Origin of the sequence: Pseudogracilibacillus sp. ICA-222130, from assembly GCF_037892545.1 — a bacterium.
In the GTDB taxonomy this organism is placed as follows: Bacteria; Bacillota; Bacilli; order Bacillales; family Amphibacillaceae; genus Pseudogracilibacillus.
The window spans coordinates 226,399-248,230 of record NZ_JBBKBG010000001.1 but is presented as its reverse complement, the minus strand read 5'-3'; the positions used below and the strand labels follow the sequence as shown (position 1 = coordinate 248,230).

Genomic DNA, 21,832 nt, shown 5'->3' with positions numbered 1-21,832 from the left:
ATGGCAAATGGTTTACCTGATGAACTGATTGATCAAATTCGAAATGAAAATGATATTGTCGAAGTCATTGGTGAATACGTTCAGTTAAAGAAACAAGGGAAAAACTATTTCGGGCTTTGTCCATTTCATGATGAGAAATCACCTTCGTTTTCTGTTGTGAAAGAAAAACAGTTTTTTCATTGTTTTGGATGTGGGAAGAGTGGAAATGTATTTAATTTTTTAATGGAAAAAGAAACATTTACCTTTATAGAAGCAGTGCAATTTTTAGCAGAACGGGTACATATTTCTTTGCCAGAAGCGCCCATGACACGTTCTTCTATGTCGGAAGAACAAACTGCTAACTTAGAAGCACATGAATGGCTGACAAAGTTTTATCACCATCTATTAAAGTATGCGGAAGATGGAAAGGAAGCACTGTCCTATTTAAAGGATCGAAGTATTTCAGATGAAACTATACAACAATTCCAGCTTGGATTTGCTCCAGCAGATAGTAAATTTACAACGGAATTTTTAGAAGAGAAAGGATTCCATTTACAGTTTTTAGTAAAAGCGGGTTTATTATCGACGTCAGACAACGTTCATTTCAATGATATTTTTCGTAATCGTGTCATTTTTCCGATTAAAAATCATTTAGGAAAAACAGTTGCATTTGGTGGACGAGCAATCCATGGTGAACAACCAAAATATTTAAACAGCAAGGAACATGAATTATTTCATAAGGGTCAACTATTTTACAATTTTGATTTAGCAAAAAATCATATACGAAAGCAAAATAGTGTGATTATTTTCGAAGGGTACATGGATGTTATTCAAGCATATCAAGCTGGTATTAAAAATGGGGTTGCAACATTAGGGACAGCATTATCAGAATCACAGGTGAAATTGATCAAACGATATGTTAACCAAGTAACATTATGTTATGACTCAGATGACGCGGGGCTCAAAGCGGCATATGAGTCAGCGGTTATGTTTCAAAGAAATGGGACGAATGTAAGAATTGCAACAATGCGTGATGGGTTAGATCCAGATGATTATATACGTCAATATGGGGGAGAAGCGTTTCAAAGGGATGTATTAGATGTAAGTGATACATTTATGAAGTTCTATATGACGTATAAACGAAAAGATTTTAATTTAGCTGTAGATAGTGAAAGAATAACTTATGTAGAACATATAACAAAAGCACTTGCAACGGTTGAAAGTCCCATCGAACGGGAATATTACGTAAAAGAGCTTGCAGATGAGTTCAATCTATCGACAGATATTATTCATCATGATATAAATACCCATAAAAATCGAATGAAACGAAATAATATGGATAACGTGAATAATTATAGTGATACTACAGTTACAGCACCGGTAAGACAAAGGACTTTGCGAGCACATATTCGTGCCGAAAGACAACTCATTGCACTTATGTTTCATCATCCATACATCGTTTCAAAAGTACAACAAGAACTAGGTGTCCAATTTACTCAAGAAGCACATCGAGTCATTTTAACACATGTATATGGATTATTTGAGGAATATGGGGAAGTATCTGTTAGTGAGCTCTTTGATAAAATATCAGATGAACATATAAAACAATTGCTAACAGAAATAGCGATGATCGAAGTAAATGACACCATATCTGATGCAGAATTAAATGATTATATCATGACGATTCAAAAGGAAGTGTCAAATGGGGACTATTTACGTTCTTTAAAACGTAAACAGAAGGAAGAAAAAGACCCAATTTTAGCAGCGAAAATTGGCTTGGAAATACTCAATATTCAAAAACAGTTAAAAATGTAAGGTAGAGCATATTTAGGAGGGATTGGCTAATGTCTGATAATAAAACTCCACAAACAGCGGACAATGATCAAACATTGGAACAAGTGAAAGAGGAATTATTAGAAACAGGTAAGAAATCAGGTGCGTTAGCATACGAAGATGTTGCAGACCGACTTTCTACGTTTGAAATCGAGCCTGAACAAATCGATGAATTTTATGAGCAGTTGGAAGAACAAGGAATCGAAGTCATCGGTGATGTCGATGAAGAAGAATTAGAAAAAGAGCTTTCAACTGAAGCTGATTTACGTGATTTAAGTGTACCTTTAGGTGTAAAAATAAATGACCCTGTACGTATGTATTTAAAAGAGATTGGTCGCGTCGATTTGTTAACTGCTGAAGAAGAAGTTGCTTTAGCAAAACGTATTAAGGAAGGCGATGAAGAAGCAAGTAGACAACTGGCAGAAGCAAACTTACGACTAGTTGTAAGTATTGCGAAACGCTATGTTGGACGTGGAATGCTCTTTTTAGACTTAATTCAAGAAGGAAATATGGGATTAATTAAAGCTGTTGAAAAGTTTGACCATGAAAAAGGGTTTAAATTTAGTACGTATGCAACTTGGTGGATTCGTCAGGCAATTACACGTGCGATTGCAGACCAAGCTAGAACGATTCGTATCCCAGTGCATATGGTTGAAACAATCAATAAGTTAATTAGAGTTCAGCGTCAACTATTACAAGACTTAGGGCGTGAACCAACTCCAGAAGAAATTGGAAAAGAAATGGAACTATCCCCTGCTAAAGTAAGAGATATCCAAAAAATAGCTCAAGAACCTGTTTCGTTAGAAACGCCAATCGGAGAAGAAGATGACTCACACTTAGGTGACTTTATTGAAGACCAAGAAGCTGTATCACCATCAGATCATGCGGCATACGAATTATTAAAAGAACAATTAGAAGATGTGCTTGATACATTAACAGATCGTGAAGAAAACGTGTTACGTTTACGTTTCGGTTTAGATGATGGTCGTACAAGAACTTTAGAGGAAGTTGGTAAAGTATTCGGAGTAACGAGAGAACGGATTCGTCAAATCGAAGCAAAAGCATTAAGAAAGCTACGTCACCCTAGTCGTAGCAAACGTTTAAAGGACTTCTTAGAATAATTTCATAATGACTTTTCATTATGAAATTATTCCTTTATTTTGTGAGTTTTTTTATAAAAAATAGCTCTCATATGTATTATTACTTTAATATAAGACGAATATCGAGTAAAATAGATATTGTCTTTACATAATTATATTTATCATCATATTATTTAAGGAGGAAACATCGAATGAAGAAAAACATTCTCCCATTTGGAATTATTGCTGTCGTTGGTATTTTTGCAGCGATTATCGTTTTCTATATTGGCGTTGAGCAACGTGAAGATATTCGTTTAGCAGAAGAAAATGGCGGTGAAGAAGTTACTGAGAACAATGATGGTGAAGTAGCTGACGATCCTGAAGCTGTCTATGCGAACTCATGTGCGAGCTGTCACGGAGATGACTTATCAGGAGCAATGGGACCAGACTTAACAAAAGTTGGTAGTGACCACTCAGCAGATGATATTGCAAATATCATTAACAATGGTCAAGGTTCAATGCCACCAGGACTAGTAGGGCCAGAAGAGGCAGATTTACTAGCTGAATGGCTAAGCGAAATGAAATAATATGTAAATTATATTAGAGAGGTTAGACAACATTATCACAGAATAACGATTATGTTTAAAGAACATGAATCGATTATGGTATAATAGTGATAGGTGTCCTAGCCTCTTTTTACGTTTAATTACTAATAAAAGGTGAACTATGATGAAGAATTTTAAACAAATATCAGAAAGATTAAAACAAATTGCAACATATATTGATTCAGATATGTGTTTTGCTGATATTGGATCCGACCATGCCTATTTACCGTCGTATATTTGCTTACAAAAGCCAACGGTCCAAGCAATTGCCGGTGAAGTGAGTAAAGGTCCTTATGAGCGTGCAAAACAGACAGTAGAAGAAAACGAATTAACAGATCGAATACAAGTACGGTTAGGAAATGGACTAGAAGTGATTGAACAAGATGAAGTAGATGCAATCGTTATCGCCGGAATGGGTGGAGGACTAATTGCTTCTATTTTAAAAGATGGTGCACATAAATTAGAACATATTACACGTATTATTGCCCAACCTAATACGAATGGATATATAGTACGTAAAACATTACATGAATTAGGTTTTATACCTATAAAAGAACAAATTATGGAAGAAAATAATCATATATACGAAATGATTGTTGCAGAGCGAGAAGAAAATCATCCATTAGATGAAAAACAATATATGTTTGGTCCATTACTATTACAAGAAAAATCACCAACGTTCATAAAGAAGTGGACGAAAGAACGGGATAAAGTTTTATATATTTTAAATCAGATGAATAAAAGTACAGAAAAAGATGTGGAAAAAATAAATCAGTATGAAAAAACTTTACGATGGATAGAGGAGGTCATACGATGAGTACTATTACACATAAGCATGTTTTTAGAACTTTAGAAAAATGGGCACCAAAAAGTTTAGCGTATGATTGGGATAATGTCGGGTTACAAGTTGGAAATGTACAAGATGAAACAAAAAAGGTATTAATTACGTTAGACGTAACGAACGATGTTGTGGATGAAGCGATACGTCATGATGTGAATTTAATTATTGCACACCATCCATTATTGTTTCAATCTATAAAACAAATTGATTTTTCAACGCCGAAGGGAAAAGTGATTCAGAAGTTAATCCAACATAATATAACAGTTTATGCAGCACATACTAATTTAGATATCGCTGAAGGTGGTGTCAACGATTTATTACTGGATGCATTAGACATATCCAATCGAAAGAATTTTATCCCTTTTAACGAAGAAGCACTGTATAAATTAGTAATATTTGTTCCAAATACACATGAAACTGAATTAAGAGATGCACTAAGTGACGCTGGTGCAGGACATATTGGAAATTATAGTCACTGCACATTCCGTCAAGAGGGACAAGGAACCTTTAAACCATTAGAAGGGACAAATCCATATATTGGTACAAAAAACGAACTTACATTTGTAGATGAAATAAAAATGGAAACAATTGTGACGGAAAATAACATGCAACAAGTGTTACAAGCAATGTTTCAAGCACATCCATACGAAGAAGTTGCATATGATGTCTATCCATTACAGCAAAAGGGACATGCATTTGGCTTAGGTAGAATCGGTACATTAGATGCTCCGCAATCGTTAATGAGTTTTGTGGAAAAAGTGAAAACTGCATATGGATTAGAAAAAGTGAGAGTAGTTGGAGATGTACATGCTACGATTCAAAAAGTTGCTGTGTTAGGTGGTAGTGGAGAGAAGTATATTGCAGCTGCCCAAAAAATGGGGGCAGATGTATATATAACAGGAGACTTAACATTTCATCATGCACAAGATGGAATGGAAATGGGAATTCATTTAATTGATGCAGGACATTATATTGAACAAATTATGAAACAAGCAACAAAAACATATATAGAGTCGAAATATCCAACATTATCCGTGATGGAATCAACAATTAATACGAATCCATTTCAATTTTTATAAATAGAAGGGAGTAATTGGAATGGAAAAAAAGTTTCAAGCTTTAGGGTTAAGTGAAGAAATACAACAGATAGTAGATAAGTTGTACTTTAAACAGCCGACAAAGATTCAAGAAGAGGCAATTCCAGCCATTTTACATGGAAAAAGCATTATTGGACAATCACAAACAGGTTCAGGGAAAACACATGCATTTTTATTACCTTTATTAAACAAGTTAGAAGATGATGCAGAGGGAGTTCAAATAGTTATCACTGCTCCGACTAGGGAGTTAGCAATGCAGTTACATGAAGAAATAAAAACAATGACAACCTTAGCGAACAAAGAGGATGTCTGGACATCTCGTTTATTAATAGGTGGACTAGATCGTCAACGTATGATGAAACAATTAGAAAGAACGCCAAAAATTATTGTAGGAACACCTGGGCGAATTTTAGATATGGTGAACGAGGGAGTACTATCTATTTATAGTGCGACTTCATTTGTAGTGGATGAAGCAGATTTAATGCTTGATTTACGTTTTATCGAAACCATTGATGAATTACTCGTTACTTGTAAAAGGGACATACAAATGCTTATTTTCTCGGCGACCATCCCGACACAATTACAACACTTTATCCGAAAGTATTTGGATAAACCAACACATATTAAAATTGAAAATGGTATTGCACCACAATCAATGACACATCGATTAATTGATCGTAAACATGGAGATATCGTCAAGAAAATAATTGAAATTTCACATGTGATTCAACCATATGTTGCTATTTTATTTACTAATAGCAAGGAGTCGGCCGATGAATTAGCAGGTAATTTACATCGTGCTGGATTAAATGTAGGTGTATTACATGGGGGATTAACGAGCCGTGAACGTACAAAAACAGTAAAAGCTATTTTAGATTTAAAATATGAGTATATTGTTGCAACTGACTTAGCTTCACGTGGAATTGACATCAAAGGGGCAAGCCATGTAATCAATGTAGAATTACCAAAAGAAACAGAATTTTATATTCATCGAGTCGGACGAACGGCACGAGCAGGATTAGAAGGAACTGCAATAAGTTTTTATACAGAGGATGACATTGCATTAATTGAACAATTGGAGAAACAAGGACTTTCATTTGTTTATTCTGATGTTAAAAACGGGGAATTTGTGGAAGCGAAACGATACAATGTTAGAGCTTTACGAAAAAACGTTTCAACGGATGTAGATAAAGCAGCATGGAAACAAGTACGTAAACCTAAAAAAGTGAAACCAGGATATAAAAAGAAAATGAAGCAAGAACAAGAAAAAATAAAGAAAAGAATGCAACGACAAAAACGTCGCAGAAAATAATGAGGTGGGAATATGGTAAAATTAGGATCACATGTATCAATGAGTGGAAAGAAAATGTTATTAGGTTCAAGTGAAGAAGCAACAAAATATGGTGCAACAACATTTATGATCTATACTGGTGCACCACAAAACACAAGAAGAAAACCGATTGAAGAATTGAATATTGAAGCAGGATTACAACATATGAAAGACAATGGTATTTCTGACATTGTAGTCCATGCACCATATATTATTAATATTGCCAATACGATAAAACCGGAAACATTTGAATTAGGTGTCGATTTCTTACGTATGGAAATTGAAAGAACAACAGCCATTGGTGCAAAACAAATCGTTTTACATCCTGGAGCACATGTTGGCGCAGGAGTAGACGCCGGAATCGACCGTATTATTGAGGGGCTTAATGAAGTATTAACGAATGATCAAGAAGTGCAAATTGCTTTAGAAACAATGGCCGGAAAAGGTACGGAAATCGGTCGTAGTTTTGATGAATTAGCACGTATTATAGATGGGGTGACACATAACGAAAAATTATCTGTTTGTTTAGATACTTGCCACATTCATGATGCCGGATATGAAATCACCGAAGGCCGTTTTGATGATGTTTTAAATGAATTTGATAAAATTGTTGGTTTAGACCGTATTAAAGTTGTCCACGTAAATGATAGTAAGAACGTATGTGGAGCTCAAAAAGACCGACATGAAAATATTGGACTTGGTCATATTGGTTTTGATACCTTGCATGAAGTTATTTATCATGAAGCATTTAAAGATTTACCCAAAATTTTAGAAACACCATTTGTCGGAGAAGATAAGAAGAATAAAAAGCCTCCATACAAATTTGAAATTGAAATGATTAAAAATGGTACATTTGATAAAAACATTCTACAAAAAATTATGGAACAATAGAAAAAAATACAAATTATGATTTACTTCATTATCCATAAACTAAGCATACTTCTATGTAAAGGAGGAAAAGTATATGGATAATGAGTTTAAAGAGGACCAAATGGAAGTGGGGGATGAAGTCTTACAGGACGATGAATTTCATTTGTCCTTGCATGAAGAAAAGGATGAACCGGAATTAAAGAGTGTATTTGGTTGGATTGCGCTGTTTGTTTCTTTCTTTTCATTCATATTCGCCCCATACGCATTTGCAATTGCCGGGATTATATTAGGGTTTATTGCACGAACGAGAAATGCAGTGTTGCTCGGTAACACTGCAATTGTTGTCGGTATATTGTCAATTATCGTTCGATTAGTTATAATGCCGTTTATTTGAGGTAAAAGGTTAAGACAAGATTCGATTATTGTCTTAACCTTTTTTTAAAAAATATATCATGAACTGAAAAACTTTCGTATAATATACATAAAGGGGTGAGTGTAATGGAACTTATAGATATAACATGGATTGGTTTATTATTAGTAGGATTAGGAACGTTTTTCCTAATTGGTGAATTGCTCGTTAACTTACGAGGCCTTGGAGCAGTGTTAGGAATTAGTTTTATCATTTATTATTTTTATATCTTTACACCAAATACGTCTTCCTTAATTATGATGTTGTTTATTTATTTTGTCGGAATTATGTTTATATTTATTGATGGAAAATTAATTAATGATGGAACATTGGCAACAATTGGTATCACGGGAATGATATTCTCTGTTGCCTTATCTGCACCTTCCTTTACATCTGGTTTATATGCAGTTATAGGTGTTCTTGTTGGAAGCGCTGTTTCATTATTGTTATTAAAAGTGTTTGAAAAAAGAGATATGTGGAATAAGATAACTTTAAAAGACCGTTTAACAACTGATAAAGGGTATACGACTGTGAATGAAGAATATGAGCAATTAATTGGAAAAACCGGAGAAACAATTACAGATATGCGCCCCGTCGGTACGATTAAAATAGATGGAAAGGAATATAGTGGGATATCGAATGCACAATGGATCCCTAAAGCATCAAAAATAGAAGTGTTGGATGTTGATGGAACAAGGATTTTAGTGAAATTAATTTCAAACGATAAAGATATGTAAATCGATTGTAAATTTAATGTTAATTTTTTAAAACTCACTTTACAAACTATGCTAATTTCTGAATAATAGGATTGTATGTAAAAAATATGTTAATTTAAGGTGGATTGAAGAATGGAATCAGTAGATTTGCAAACAATTATATTTGAATTCATCGGAGGATTAGGGATCTTCCTTCTAGGAATTAAATTCATGGGGGATGGTCTCCAAAAATCTGCGGGAGATAGATTAAGAGATATTTTAGATCGGTTTACATCTAATCCATTTTTAGGAGTATTAGCAGGAATTATCGTAACGGTTTTAATTCAGAGTAGTTCTGGAACAACTGTTTTAACTGTTGCCCTCGTAAATGCTGGATTTATGACATTGCGACAAGCTATTGGTGTTATAATGGGTGCGAATATCGGTACGACAGTAACTGCATTTATTATTGGTTTAAATATTAGTGAATATTCACTACCTATTATGGCGATTGGTTGTTTCTTATTATTCTTCTTTAATAATCAAAAAGTAAATATTATTGGACAAACCATTTTTGGTTTTGGTTCACTATTTTTTGGTTTAAGTCTAATGAGTAATGGAATGAAACCGTTGCGAGATTTACAAGTTTTTCATGAATTAACATTAAGTATGAGTGACAATCCGATTTTAGGGCTTGCAATTGGTACAGTCTTCACATTAATCGTTCAAAGTTCAAGTGCAACGATCGGTATTTTACAAGGATTATTTTCAGAAGGTGCAGTAGATTTACAAGCGGCACTACCTGTATTATTTGGGGATAATATTGGAACGACTATAACGGCTATTTTAGCTTCATTAGGTGCTTCAGTGGCAGCAAGACGTGCGGCATTTACTCACGTTATTTTCAATCTTATTGGTGCGACAATTTTCTTATTATTATTAACACCATTTACAGCATATGTAGCTTATTTACAATCATCATTAAATTTAAATCCAGAAATGACGATTGCATTTGCACATGGAAGTTTTAATATTGCCAATACAATTATACAATTTCCATTCATTGGTGCATTAGCTTGGATAGTTACAAAAATTGTTCCAGGAGAAGATGTAACCATTGAATATAAACCGAAACATTTAGACCCGTTATTTATTAAACAGTCTTCAACAGTTGCTTTGTCTCAAGCAAAACAAGAGATAATTCGTATGGGAGAATATAGTGTCCAAGGTTTAGTTGAAACGGGTGCATATGTGGTTACCCATGATACGAAGCACTCTGAAATGGCTTTACAAATTGAAGGGGCTTTAAATAACTTAGATAGAGAAATTACCAATTACTTAGTAAGTATTTCAAGTACAACATTATCAGAGTCAGAAAGTGCTAAGCATACGGCTTTAATGGATTCTGTACGTGATATTGAACGAATCGGAGATCATTTTGAGAACATTATTGAGTTAACAGATTATAAAATTTCAAATAAAATAAATATTACAGATCAAGCACAAGAAGATTTAAATGAAATGTTTGATTTAACGATTTTAACCGTAAAACAAGCTATAGAAGCATTAGATAGCATGGACCGTGAAGAAGCATTGATCGTTATCCAAAAAGAAGATCAGATAGACAAATTAGAACGTAAATTCCGTAAGAAACATATTATTCGTATGAATGAAGGATTATGTACGGGATCAGCAGGAATTGTTTTTGTTGATATCATCAGTAATTTAGAACGTATTGGAGATCATGCAGTAAACATTGCGGAAGAAGTTTTAGGTGAAAATTAAATAATAGAGGAAGATGTTTTATATAAATTGTTGACATGATTTTAAAAACGTGATAAATTATATCTTGTCGCTTCGGAAAGAAGATAACAATTGTTTCTATATAAAAACATCTTCCTCTATGCTTTTAGTGGACAAAGTAAAAATAATATCCTATAATAACAAAGGATGTTGCAAATTATTACATATTATACGGTTACTCATAAATAGAGTTTAACATAAAAGAATGGAAATAAATTACTGTACAGATTCTACAGTAACAAACGGGTATAAGTAGATTAAAAAGATTCCACAGTAGCTCAGTGGTAGAGCAATCGGCTGTTAACCGATCGGTCGTAGGTTCGAACCCTACCTGTGGAGCCATATATGGCGGCGTAGCTCAGCTGGCGAGAGCGTTCGGTTCATACCCGAAAGGTCGTGGGTTCAATTCCCTCCGCCGCTATTTATTTTATTAGGACCCATAGCTCAGTTGGTTAGAGCTATCGGCTCATAACCGATCGGTCGCAGGTTCGAGTCCTGCTGGGTCCACCATTTATTTTATACATACATAAACATTGGAGGAATACCCAAGTCCGGCTGAAGGGATCGGTCTTGAAAACCGACAGGGGTGTCAAAGCCCGCGGGGGTTCGAATCCCTCTTCCTCCTCCAGTTGGCTCAGTAGCTCAGTCGGTAGAGCAAAGGACTGAAAATCCTTGTGTCGGCGGTTCGATTCCGTCCTGAGCCATAAAAACCAAGCAAATCATTGCTTGGTTTTTATTTTTCTCTAGAAATTATTAGGCGTAATATTTGCACGGGATGAAAACGTTTGATAATCTTAATATGTAAGCAATTCAATTTAAAAAGGAGAGGAATTAATTATGTCAACATTTACATTACCTGAATTACCATATGCATATGATGCATTGGAGCCATCAATCGACAAAGAAACGATGAACATTCACCATACGAAGCACCATAACACATACGTTACAAACTTAAACGCTGCACTAGAAGGTCATGCGGACTTACAAAATAAATCATTAGATGAATTAATTAGTGATTTAAACGCATTACCTGAAGAGATTCGTACAGCAGTTCGTAACAATGGTGGTGGACATGCAAACCATAGCTTATTCTGGACAATCCTATCACCAAATGGTGGTGGAGAGCCAACAGGAGAACTAGCTGACAAAATTAATGAGAAATTTGGAAGCTTTGACGCTTTTAAAGAAACTTTTGAAAAAGCTGCAGCTACAAGATTCGGATCTGGCTGGGCTTGGTTAGTACTAAACAATGGCGAATTAGAAGTAACGAGCACACCAAATCAAGACTCTCCAATTATGGAAGGACAAACTCCTATTTTAGGTTTAGACGTATGGGAGCACGCATACTACTTAAACTATCAAAATAGACGTCCTGAATATGCAAAAGCATTCTGGAATGTTGTAAACTGGGATGAAGTTGCTAAAAATTACGATGCAGCTAAATAATTAAATCATAAAAACACGAAACAAATTTGTTTCGTGTTTTTTTTATGCTGTTTCATATATCGTTTTTTGAAAAATAATGATATAATAAGAAGTTGTGAAATGATTATATTATATAGGGAGATATGAGCAATGAATCAACAAAAAGATAAAAAATCTCGAATTCCCTTGCGATTAAATATTACGTTTTTCGTTATATTTTTATTGTTTGCCGTTTTAGTCATTCAACTTGGAGTTGTACAAATATTAGACGGTTCAAGTTATCAAGAGGAAATTGATCGTACTGTACAAGATATATCTAAACGACCAGTACCACGTGGTAAAATTTTAGACAGAAATGGAAATATAGTTGTAGATAATGAGCCACTTTATTCGATAACATATACACCACCAAAACGAGTACAAGCAGAAGATAAATTAAAATTAGCAGAAAAACTAACTGAGTATATGACGATGGATAAGAAAGAAATCGATAAAATAAGAGAACGTGAAAGAAAAGAATATTTTTATTTAAAAAATACAGAGGATGTTTTTGCTAGATTATCTGATGAAGAAGTAGAAGAATTAGATGATAAAGAACAATATGATTTAATGTTAGAAAGAATTAAAGATGATGAAATCGATGATTTTACAGATGAGGAATTACAAGTTATTGCAATAAAACGTCAATTAGATAAAGCGTATGCATTAACTCCAGAAGTAATTAAAAATGAAAATATTTCTATGGATGAATATGCTAAAATTGCTGAAAATTTATCTGAATTACCTGGAATTAATACTTCAACAGACTGGGAGAGACAGTATAAATATAAAGATACTTTACGATCTATTATTGGTTCTATTACATCACAAGACGAAGGTATTCCTGCTGAAAAAGAAGATTATTATTTAACACGGGGATATAATCGAAATGATCGTGTTGGAAAGAGTGGTTTAGAAGAACAATATGAGGACCTGTTAAGAGGAAGAAAAGAAAAAGTAAAGTATACGACAACGAAAACAGGTCAAATCATTGGAACAGAAGTGATGGTTCCTGGTGAAAGAGGAAAAGATTTAGTACTCTCCATTGATATGGATTTTCAGAAGAAAGTAGATAAAATTGTTTTACAAGAATTAAAAGCAGCGAAAAGTCGCGGAAATACTTATTTAGAAGATGCATTAGCTGTTGTAATGAATCCAAAAACAGGAGAAATACTTGCATTAAGTGGACAGCATTATAATAAAGAAACGGGAAAATATGAAAACACACCACATAAAGTCCTTTATGATGCACATCGTCCAGGATCGACTGTAAAGGGTGCAACTGTATTAGCGGGATTAGATTCAGGAGTATTTACTCCAGGTCAAACGATTTATGATAGTCCAATCGTTATTAAAGGGACGAAACCAAAAGGATCATATAGTGTGCTTGGGTCTGTAAATGATATTTCAGCATTGAAACGATCATCCAACGTCTATATGTTCTATGTAGCTTTAAGACTTGGTGGAGATTATCGTTTACCTTTCCCGAATGGGGGAAGCCCTACGTTTAATCCTGAAGGGATGCAAACAATGCGAAATTATTTCCAAGAGTTTGGTTTAGGCGTTAAAACTGGTATTGACTTTCCGTTTGAATCAACAGGTTATGTTGGTCCAGAATTATTACCAGGTAAACTAATGGACTTAAGTATTGGTCAGTACGATACGTATACAACTTTACAATTAGGACAATATATTAGTACGATTGCAAATGGCGGTAAAAGAATCCAACCTTCATTTGTAAAAGAAATTCGCTCTCCGGCCGAATCATCTGACGGATTAGGGCCAGTTTATAAAGTAAACCATACGAAAATATTAAATGAATTAAGTATGTCTCAAGATAATATTAAACGTGTGCAAGATGGTTTTTATAAAGTATTTAATGAAGCAGGTGGTACCGGTCACTCTAGTTGGGCTAGTACAAAATATCGTGCTGCTGGAAAAACAGGTACTGCAGAGAACGAAGTGTTTTTACAGAAAGATAATGGCGACTTTTATAAAGCGGCAGATACAGAAAACTTATCTTTAGCAGGGTATGCACCTTATGATGATCCTGAGGTTGCTTTTGCAGTGATTATCCCTAACTTAAGTAAAAGTTCTGGAAATAATATTAACCATAATATTGGAAGACGAATTTTAGATACTTACTTTGAAGGAAAAGAAACAGAGGATAAAGAAGATGAGGAATAAATGAACTAGAGCCAAATATAATAAAATGGTCCTGTCTATCATAAAAAGATAGATAGGACCGTTTTGATTTACATAATCTAATAGAAAAGACTTCGATAAAATCAATTATCGAAGTCTTTTCTATGTTTTTAACTAAGCTCAAACACGGATGTTCTTTTAATTACTGCCTGGATATGTTGTGAAAATTTCAGCTAATTCCTTGAAACTCATATCTTTTTTCACTTTAAATGTACCTATTTGAATGTAAGGGCTATAATCATTGTCTTCCATATAATCTTGGAATTTTTGTTTATCATCAATTACTTTTTCATTATATAACATATCTGCTATATCTTCTGTAACGACACCTTCGTTGGTAGTAATAGTAATCGTTTTAGATTTTTTCTTTTTACTTTTTTCCTTTTTATCATCAGAAGATTTCTTTTCCTCTTTTTCATCTTTCTTTTTATCAGAAGATGAATCTTTAGAGTCTTTCTTTTCTTCTTTAGAAGAATCGGATTCTTTTTTAGAATCTTTCTTTTTATCTTCTTTTTCCACTTGTTTATCTTTTACGTCTGCTTCGTCTAAATCTAGTAAAGAAAAAGTGATAAATTCTTCTTCCGTAATGACTCTATACCCTTCATCTTCTACTTGAGCAATTAAATCTTCTACTGGTGCGTTCTCTACAGCAGTGCTTTGATCAAACAATGAATAATACCCAAACATTAATATAGCTGCAGTAAATAATCCAATAGCAAAAAAGCGCATAGGTTGTTTCATATTTATCCCCTTACTATAATTTGTTTTTTAAAATTGTTTGGATATCATGGGTAGTTAAATCAGTTTGTTGTGCAATGTCTTCTACTGAATAGCCTTGTTGTTGTAAGTGATATACTTTTTGTAACAGTAAAGGCTTATTTTTCAGTGAAGATGGAATTTCTGTTGCTACTTCTACCTCTTCTTTGTGACTTGGTGTAACAACTTGTCCTGTTAATAACTCTTCTTCAAGTACTTCGAGTTTTTTTCTTAGTTGATACGTATCTTGCATTGATTGTATCGATAATTGCTCTAATTCACTTTCAATTTCATTATACTTATCATTCATGAAAAAGGATATAATGAATAAAATGATTGCAATTACGATAATTGTTCCAAAAATGTACCCCATCTTTCTACCTCCAGTCTCTATTTTATTATACAAGAAAAATAATTTTTTTGTAGGCAAAACAACAATTGTAACCTAATTTTAAAACTTAAATAAGTATTGCACGATTTTTGTTAATCTGTTATTATTAGTAAGGTAACTATTTATGGAGTTGGAGGGTTGAAAATGCGTGTTAACATCACATTAGCTTGTACTGAAACAGGCGATCGTAATTATATTACTACTAAAAACAATCGAAATAACACTGAGCGTATTGAATTAATGAAATATAGCCCACGTTTAAGAAAGCATACGCTTCACCGTGAAACAAAATAAGTTGTACGATAAAACTCTTCCCGATATTTGGAAAGAGTTTTTTTGTTGTCTACTTTTATTTTCTTCACTCACGTAGTAAGTTATAATGGAGTGAGGTGACATGAAATGAAACAAACAATACGAACGAATATGATAGAGAAATTATCTTTATTATCAAAAGAAGAAAAAAAGGCCATTGAAACATCATTATTAGAGCAATTTAAAAAATCTAATCTATGGATTAAACCTACTACAATTGGCATTACAATTTCTCATCGTTTTGAATGGGAAACGAGAAATATCATTCAATTTTTATGGGAAAAGGGAAAAAGAGTCGTTGTTCCAAAGGTCCATACGGATGATAAGTCGATGCAATTTTATGAATTGAAAAATTTTGCACATGTAACAAAAGGTCATGCCAACATTCTCGAACCTAATACATCATTGACTACACCTGTTGCACAAGAAGATATTGAGCTTCTTATCGTACCAGGTATTGTATTTAATGTTGCTGGTTATCGAATAGGATTTGGTGGTGGCTATTATGATCGTTTTCTCATGAAGTATGATAAAACAACGGTCTCCTTTGCAAGCGAACAACAACTGAGAAAAGACCTTCCGGTAGAAGCGCATGACATACCCGTGCAATATATCGTTACAGAAGATAAAGTTTGGAAAACGCTTAGTGTTTAAGCAAGGGAAGTAGGTGACATATGTCGATTACAAATCAATATTTTATGTATCATACATTATTCGAACTTGTAAAAAATGAGCAATATGAGATGGTCCATATAAATATTAAGCGGAATGAGGCGTGGGTGCAGAAGAAAGAACGTGGAAAGACGACCGTGATCCGTTTTCTATTAAAACAATTCGATTGGCAAAATCATGTGAAAAAAGATATTGCGACCGTTTTTAAAAGAATTACATCGATGAGGCGTATTTTTCGGACGAAAAAAATCGATATTTACAATGTATATATTGCTGATAAAAAACCAATTGATGCCACCGATCCATTACCAACACCAATAGTTACGACACAAAATCAAAAAATAAAAATGAATGTATATTATATTACGGATACGAACGAGTTTGATGAAAAGAGACGATTTTTGCACGATGTGAATACAGAACCTTTTCAGTTTGATGTAAATGATTTTTCCCTATTACAATATAAAGTTCGTATTTATAAAATGTACTTACAAAGACAAATATATGAGAAAAACAAAGAAATTCGTGACGTTTTTACATATGGGAAACCTTTTTTAACATACATTTTTCTCCTATTGAATTTATGTGTTTTTTTATTTATAGAAAATAATGGTGGAAGTATGAATCAAGACGTATTAATTAAGTACGGTGCAAAATATAATGAAGCTATTCTAGAAGGAGAATGGTGGCGTTTATTCACGGCGGCTTTTATTCATATTGGATTTATCCACTTTTTTATTAATATGCTAGCATTATATTATATCGGCCAATTTGTCGAACGAATTTATGGTTCCAAAAGCTTTTTCATTATTTACTTTTTAGCTTTATTCTTAGGAAATATGGCTAGCTTTGTTTTTACAGATGCAATATCGGCCGGTGCCTCAGGTGGCATATTTGGCTTGTTCGGGGCATTATTATATTTTGGAACAAAATATCGAGAGCTATTCATTCGAACAATTGGAAACCAGTTTATGTTCCTTTTGATTGTAAATATTATATTAGGTATAATTGTTCCACAAATCGATATTGGAGCACATATCGGCGGACTAATCGGTGGATTTTTGGCCGCGATGATGGCAACATTACCGTATAAAAAATCTGTTCGATTACAAATAGTAAGTTTTTCATTGTATGTTTTGATAGCATTATGTATGTATTTAATTGGGATGCAAATTTTGCCGTAATATTTTTTCTTTTCCATTGATTGTATAGACGACGAGTAAATGTTCCTTATTTTTATCAATTAATATAAGAGGCATGAGGCTCTTCTCTATATTTTTCATCTCTGTCATTGGAATGATATAATTTTTATACAGCCCTTCCCAAAGATGGCCAATGATAATATCTGTATCGTTTTGGTTCATGTTTGGGAATGGGGTTTGTTCATATAATGGCAAATCAATTAAAGGGAATGTATGATATAAATTTGGATCAATCTGTAGTCTTTGTAAAATGGAATTCATTTTATACATATATTTCATTTTTGTCTGTTCATCAGCAAATGTTGTTCGATTTTGTAAGGTGTCTCCGTTAAAAAATGATGATTGGTAGGACATTTTTCCAATAGAAGTAAATGCTTCATCTCGTACGACCTCACCATAATGGTATGAAAGCACATCAATAGGGCTGTTTTTTGTTAATAAAACTGATTGTTCCATTTTCAGTTCATCTATGTTTTCCTTCCAAATGTTTCCGATTCCTTTTACATACATATGAATAAAAACGATAAAAACATCTTGTCTTAACCGTACTGGAGTATTCGTTTTTGATTGGACCTGAATCAGTAAATTATTATTATGTAATTGAATTACAGATGACGCTTCAGTCATCGTTACATGCGGGTCTTCAGGAAAATATGTAATGGTTTCCATTGTGTTATGTTCATAGATGAAAAAAAGGATAAATATTTGTATGATAATGAATAAAGAAGTAACTTTTTTATACATAAAATCAACCTCAATAAATATGTTTTTTTCCTCTGGTGAAAACATTCTGTGTGTAAGGATTTCATGTGATTATGTAAGGTGGTGATGATGGATGGAAACGATGTATGATGTCCAACAACTGTTAAAAAGATTTGGAATTTTTATCTATACGAAAGATCGGATCGCAGACTTAGATTTAATGCAGGAAGAAGTTAAAAATTTATACGATGCAAAGTTAATATCAATGACAATATATCAACAAGCAATATTATTAATTCGAAAAGAGATGAGAATTGTAAAGAAATTGTAATGTTTTAAACAAACACAATTCGGGAATCAATCATATGAATGAGTATGTCTGTAGGAGGATTATTATGCTACATCGGCGAAGGAAAGTACCACTTTTTGTCCTTGCTGCATTATTGTTCGGTTTTAAAACGTATGTCGTTTATCGTTTTGTTTTTGATATTGAACTTGACAATCTATTGCAGGAAATTATTATTTTCATCAACCCATTTATCGCATCCATTATATTTTTTGGACTGAGTGTATGGTTTAAAACAGAAAAACAACAAAAACTATTTGTTCAGTATAGTGCGTTAATTGGAACGATAATTATTTATTTTAACGTTGTATTCTATCGCTCTTTTACTGACTTTTTAACCATTCCACAATTATTCCAAACGAGTAATATTTCAGATCTTTCTTCTAGTATATTAGAGTTAATTAAACTATATGATATATTTATTTTTGTTGATGTGATGATTATTTGGTATATAACGAAGAAAGTAACAAATATTTATGTCCCAGTTTATTCACGTCGGAAAAAAATATTTACACTCGTTGTTTCCTTGCTACTTTTATCTGGTAACTTTTTATTAGCGGAGATGGAAAGGCCCCAATTATTATCGAGAGCCTTTGACAGGGAATATTTAGTGAAAAATATTGGCCTGTTTTATTACCATGTCTATGATGCCGCATTACAATCTAAAATGCGTACACAAAAAGTAATTGCAGATGATAATGATCTCGTAGAAATTAAGAAATATATTCATGAAGAAGTGCGAAGTGATGAACAATCATCACTATATGGTATTGCGAAAGATAAAAATGTTATTTTTGTCTCTGCAGAATCATTGCAATCATTCGTTATTGAAAATACATTACATGGGGAGGAAGTAACGCCATTTTTAAACCGATTGATTGATGATCCAGGAACATTCTATTTTGAAAACTTTTACCATCAAACAGGACAGGGGAAAACATCTGATTCAGAGTTTATTACAGAGAATTCATTGTATCCTATTGCAAGTGGGGCTGTCTTTTTCACTCACGCGGATAACAATTATTATGCAATGCCTGAAGCATTAAAACAACATGGTTATCAGTCAGTCGTCTTCCATGCGAACACGGAAACATTTTGGAATCGAAATCAAATGTATGAAAGTCTCGGTATAGATACGTTTTATGATTATGATTCTTATGATGTTACAGAAGAAAACTCCATCGGATGGGGGCTAAAAGATAAACCGTTTTTTGAACAAACGATTCCATATATGAAAGAGTTGGAGACACCATTTTATGCGAAGTTAATTACGATTACGAATCATTTTCCTTTTGATTTAGAAGAGGAAGATAAAACGTTAGCAAACTATGATTCAAATTCTAAAACATTAAACCAATATTTCTCAACCGTTCGCTATATGGATGAGGCTATTGAACAGTTTTTCATGCATTTAAAATTAAATGGATTATATGAAGATTCGATTATTATTATAATGGGAGACCATGATGGAATTAGTGCCAACCATAATAAAGCGATGGCACAATATTTAAATAAAGAAGAAATTACGCCATATGATTTATTACAATTGCAAAGAGTACCATTTTATATTCATATTCCAGGGTATGAACATGGTGAGCGTATGGATAAAATAGCAGGGCAGGTCGATATTAAGCCGACTGTTTTAAGGCTTTTAGGTCTTGATACGAGTAATGATTTATATTTTGGTAATGACCTGTTCCATGATGATCGAAAAGGATTTATTACACTAAGAAATGGCGATTTCATTAGTGATGATTATGTGTTTGCTAGTGAAATTTGCTATGATCGTGAAACAGGGGAACCGATAGATGCATTAAATATGTATGGAGAAGAAGAATCAGCCTGTGCTGAAGTTTCGAAAAAAGTTACAAAAGAGTTACAGTATTCGGACGCAATCATTTATGGTGACTTATTCAGGTTCGTCGACTTTCAGACGAAATAGGGGATAACAAACAAAAATAGAGGCTAAGGTATTATACCTTAACCTCTATATTTGTTTGTAATATTAAGGACAGATTCCAGCATCTGTTAATCGACAAATAATCTCCATGACTGAGAAATACCCAAAGCAAAGAGTTGCTAGTGCAGAGAAAACTATAGCTAAGTAGTTTTTAATTTTAAATTGTCTAATTAACGACACAGCTGAAAGTAAAGCAACGACTAAAAAGATGATTGCTAGTACCATTTTAATTACATCCTCCTTATGACCATGTTAAAATGAAAGTTAATCAAGCTTCATATATGTAATAAATAGCATGATAGCTAATACTTATTCTATAATATTGCTTGATGTTTGTCGAGTTATATTCATTTTTATTTTTAGAAAAGGATATTGGAGGAAAAAAGATGCGAATTGATACATTTTCTTTAGGACCATTAGGAACAAATTGTTATATTCTTTCCAAGGATGGAAAATGTCTTATTGTAGATCCAGGTGGTGAGGCACATATTGTGAAACAACATCTTAAAGCCCAACAATTAGAACCGTTAGCTATTTTATTAACACATGCCCATTTTGACCATATCGGTGCAGTAGATGAGTTAAGAAATGACTTACAGTTAGACGTATATTTACATGAAAGTGAAGAAGAGTATTTGTTGGATGCGACAGTAAATCGATCAGTTATGTTTTTAGGAGAAGATTTTAAAATTGAAACGTCCGCACCAGAACACTTTTTAATCGAGGGAACTTTAACCATTGGACCATTCACGATGGAATGTGTTCATACGCCAGGACATTCTCCAGGAAGCATGTCATTTATTTTTGCACATGATAAATGTGTTGTAAGTGGAGACGTATTATTTCAACAAGGCATTGGTCGAACGGATTTACCTGGTGGTAGTATGGACGTATTAGCAAATAGCATCGTTCATAAATTATATACATTAGAAGACGATGTCATTGTGTATCCTGGTCATGGATCAAGCACAACTATCGGGGATGAAAAGGATACAAATCCTTTTACATTACAATTTTATCAAAGGTAATTGATTGAAAAAATTATACATGAGATGAGTGTAGGACGAGAGGAAAATATGATTCCATTTGTCTACACTCATCTTTTTTTATATGTCCAATAGATGATGTTGGTAGAAAATTGGATTTTCTTCATAAATAATTTTCCAAAATTTAAAAATAGCTACGATAGTTATTTAGAATTACAAATTTGGTGAAATAGGCAATTTTTCATTGAATAATAAAAAATTGTTTATTAAAATATTATATAAATTAGCATAT

The 21,832-nt window shown here is 33.3% G+C and carries 22 protein-coding genes and 5 tRNA genes; 23 read left to right on the top strand and 4 right to left on the bottom strand.

Annotation, left to right across the window (positions count from 1 at the left end):
• From dnaG to WKT09_RS01180, 17 genes are all read left to right on the top strand, one after another.
• Positions 1 to 1,794: a DNA primase gene (dnaG, locus tag WKT09_RS01260; RefSeq protein ID WP_340414284.1), complete on the top strand. Its 1,794-nt coding sequence runs from the start codon at positions 1 to 3 to the stop codon at positions 1,792 to 1,794.
• A gap of 29 nt (positions 1,795 to 1,823) precedes the next feature.
• On the top strand, positions 1,824 to 2,933 hold the full coding sequence (gene rpoD / locus WKT09_RS01255) for an RNA polymerase sigma factor RpoD (protein WP_340414283.1): 1,110 nt from the start codon (positions 1,824 to 1,826) through the stop codon (positions 2,931 to 2,933).
• A gap of 170 nt (positions 2,934 to 3,103) precedes the next feature.
• The gene (gene cccA, locus WKT09_RS01250; protein ID WP_340414282.1) at positions 3,104 to 3,478 is read left to right on the top strand and encodes a cytochrome c550; all 375 of its coding nucleotides are present in this window, start codon (positions 3,104 to 3,106) and stop codon (positions 3,476 to 3,478) included.
• A 142-nt stretch (positions 3,479 to 3,620) separates the two neighbouring features.
• Entirely contained in the window at positions 3,621 to 4,313 is a 693-nt protein-coding gene (locus WKT09_RS01245) for a tRNA (adenine(22)-N(1))-methyltransferase (protein WP_340414281.1), read from the top strand.
• The gene (locus WKT09_RS01240) at positions 4,310 to 5,416 is read left to right on the top strand and encodes a Nif3-like dinuclear metal center hexameric protein (RefSeq protein WP_340414280.1); all 1,107 of its coding nucleotides are present in this window, start codon (positions 4,310 to 4,312) and stop codon (positions 5,414 to 5,416) included. The genes WKT09_RS01245 and WKT09_RS01240 overlap by 4 nt, the downstream gene beginning before the upstream one ends.
• Positions 5,417 to 5,435: 19 nt before the next feature.
• Positions 5,436 to 6,746 carry a DEAD/DEAH box helicase gene (locus WKT09_RS01235; protein ID WP_340414279.1) on the top strand — a complete coding sequence of 437 codons (1,311 nt, stop codon included), beginning with the start codon at positions 5,436 to 5,438 and terminating at the stop codon, positions 6,744 to 6,746.
• Between the two features lie 12 nt (positions 6,747 to 6,758).
• Positions 6,759 to 7,655 (top strand): deoxyribonuclease IV, encoded by an 897-nt coding sequence (locus WKT09_RS01230; RefSeq protein WP_340414278.1) that lies wholly within the window; start codon positions 6,759 to 6,761, stop codon positions 7,653 to 7,655.
• 73 nt (positions 7,656 to 7,728) lie between these two features.
• Entirely contained in the window at positions 7,729 to 8,028 is a 300-nt protein-coding gene (locus tag WKT09_RS01225) for a hypothetical protein (RefSeq protein WP_340414277.1), read from the top strand.
• A gap of 104 nt (positions 8,029 to 8,132) precedes the next feature.
• A complete protein-coding gene (locus WKT09_RS01220; RefSeq protein ID WP_340414276.1) occupies positions 8,133 to 8,780 on the top strand; it encodes an NfeD family protein in 648 nt (215 codons plus the stop codon).
• A 111-nt stretch (positions 8,781 to 8,891) separates the two neighbouring features.
• Positions 8,892 to 10,523: a Na/Pi cotransporter family protein gene (locus WKT09_RS01215; protein WP_340414275.1), complete on the top strand. Its 1,632-nt coding sequence runs from the start codon at positions 8,892 to 8,894 to the stop codon at positions 10,521 to 10,523.
• Positions 10,524 to 10,808: 285 nt separating this feature from the next.
• Positions 10,809 to 10,883, top strand: a tRNA-Asn gene (locus tag WKT09_RS01210).
• A gap of 5 nt (positions 10,884 to 10,888) precedes the next feature.
• Positions 10,889 to 10,962, top strand: a tRNA-Met gene (locus WKT09_RS01205).
• Positions 10,963 to 10,974: 12 nt separating this feature from the next.
• A tRNA-Ile gene (locus tag WKT09_RS01200) sits at positions 10,975 to 11,051 on the top strand.
• A gap of 25 nt (positions 11,052 to 11,076) precedes the next feature.
• Positions 11,077 to 11,169 (top strand) — tRNA-Ser (locus tag WKT09_RS01195).
• A gap of 3 nt (positions 11,170 to 11,172) precedes the next feature.
• Positions 11,173 to 11,245 (top strand) — tRNA-Phe (locus WKT09_RS01190).
• Positions 11,246 to 11,378: 133 nt separating this feature from the next.
• Positions 11,379 to 11,990 carry a superoxide dismutase gene (locus WKT09_RS01185; protein ID WP_340414274.1) on the top strand — a complete coding sequence of 204 codons (612 nt, stop codon included), beginning with the start codon at positions 11,379 to 11,381 and terminating at the stop codon, positions 11,988 to 11,990.
• 129 nt (positions 11,991 to 12,119) lie between these two features.
• Positions 12,120 to 14,195, top strand: coding sequence for a peptidoglycan D,D-transpeptidase FtsI family protein (locus tag WKT09_RS01180; protein ID WP_340414273.1), 2,076 nt, complete (start codon positions 12,120 to 12,122; stop codon positions 14,193 to 14,195).
• A 156-nt stretch (positions 14,196 to 14,351) separates the two neighbouring features.
• Here WKT09_RS01180 and WKT09_RS01175 read toward each other — a convergent pair whose 3' ends face one another.
• Positions 14,352 to 14,954 carry a hypothetical protein gene (locus tag WKT09_RS01175; protein WP_340414272.1) on the bottom strand — a complete coding sequence of 201 codons (603 nt, stop codon included), beginning with the start codon at positions 14,952 to 14,954 and terminating at the stop codon, positions 14,352 to 14,354.
• Positions 14,955 to 14,967: 13 nt separating this feature from the next.
• Complete coding sequence (locus WKT09_RS01170; protein ID WP_340414271.1) at positions 14,968 to 15,342, bottom strand: hypothetical protein; 375 nt, start codon at positions 15,340 to 15,342, stop codon at positions 14,968 to 14,970.
• Positions 15,343 to 15,504: 162 nt separating this feature from the next.
• Here WKT09_RS01170 and rpmG point away from each other — a divergent pair, with 162 nt between their 5' ends.
• From rpmG to WKT09_RS01155, 3 genes are all read left to right on the top strand, one after another.
• Positions 15,505 to 15,654, top strand: coding sequence for a 50S ribosomal protein L33 (gene rpmG, locus WKT09_RS01165; protein WP_336267040.1), 150 nt, complete (start codon positions 15,505 to 15,507; stop codon positions 15,652 to 15,654).
• Positions 15,655 to 15,759: 105 nt separating this feature from the next.
• A complete protein-coding gene (locus WKT09_RS01160; protein WP_340414270.1) occupies positions 15,760 to 16,326 on the top strand; it encodes a 5-formyltetrahydrofolate cyclo-ligase in 567 nt (188 codons plus the stop codon).
• Between the two features lie 20 nt (positions 16,327 to 16,346).
• On the top strand, positions 16,347 to 17,528 hold the full coding sequence (locus tag WKT09_RS01155; protein WP_340414269.1) for a rhomboid family intramembrane serine protease: 1,182 nt from the start codon (positions 16,347 to 16,349) through the stop codon (positions 17,526 to 17,528).
• Here the strand turns inward: WKT09_RS01155 and WKT09_RS01150 are convergent.
• On the bottom strand, positions 17,502 to 18,290 hold the full coding sequence (locus tag WKT09_RS01150; protein WP_340414268.1) for a hypothetical protein: 789 nt from the start codon (positions 18,288 to 18,290) through the stop codon (positions 17,502 to 17,504). The genes WKT09_RS01155 and WKT09_RS01150 overlap by 27 nt on opposite strands.
• Before the next feature lie 91 nt (positions 18,291 to 18,381).
• On the opposite strand from WKT09_RS01150, the gene WKT09_RS01145 reads away from it, so the two are divergent.
• On the top strand, positions 18,382 to 18,579 hold the full coding sequence (locus tag WKT09_RS01145) for a YqgQ family protein (protein WP_340414267.1): 198 nt from the start codon (positions 18,382 to 18,384) through the stop codon (positions 18,577 to 18,579).
• Between the two features lie 64 nt (positions 18,580 to 18,643).
• The gene (locus WKT09_RS01140) at positions 18,644 to 20,536 is read left to right on the top strand and encodes an LTA synthase family protein (RefSeq protein ID WP_340414266.1); all 1,893 of its coding nucleotides are present in this window, start codon (positions 18,644 to 18,646) and stop codon (positions 20,534 to 20,536) included.
• Between the two features lie 63 nt (positions 20,537 to 20,599).
• On the opposite strand, the gene WKT09_RS01135 is transcribed toward WKT09_RS01140, so the two are convergent.
• Positions 20,600 to 20,779: a DUF2759 family protein gene (locus tag WKT09_RS01135; RefSeq protein WP_340414265.1), complete on the bottom strand. Its 180-nt coding sequence runs from the start codon at positions 20,777 to 20,779 to the stop codon at positions 20,600 to 20,602.
• A 161-nt stretch (positions 20,780 to 20,940) separates the two neighbouring features.
• Here WKT09_RS01135 and WKT09_RS01130 point away from each other — a divergent pair, with 161 nt between their 5' ends.
• Positions 20,941 to 21,582, top strand: coding sequence for an MBL fold metallo-hydrolase (locus WKT09_RS01130; protein WP_340414264.1), 642 nt, complete (start codon positions 20,941 to 20,943; stop codon positions 21,580 to 21,582).
• The last annotated feature ends 250 nt before the right edge of the window (positions 21,583 to 21,832 follow it).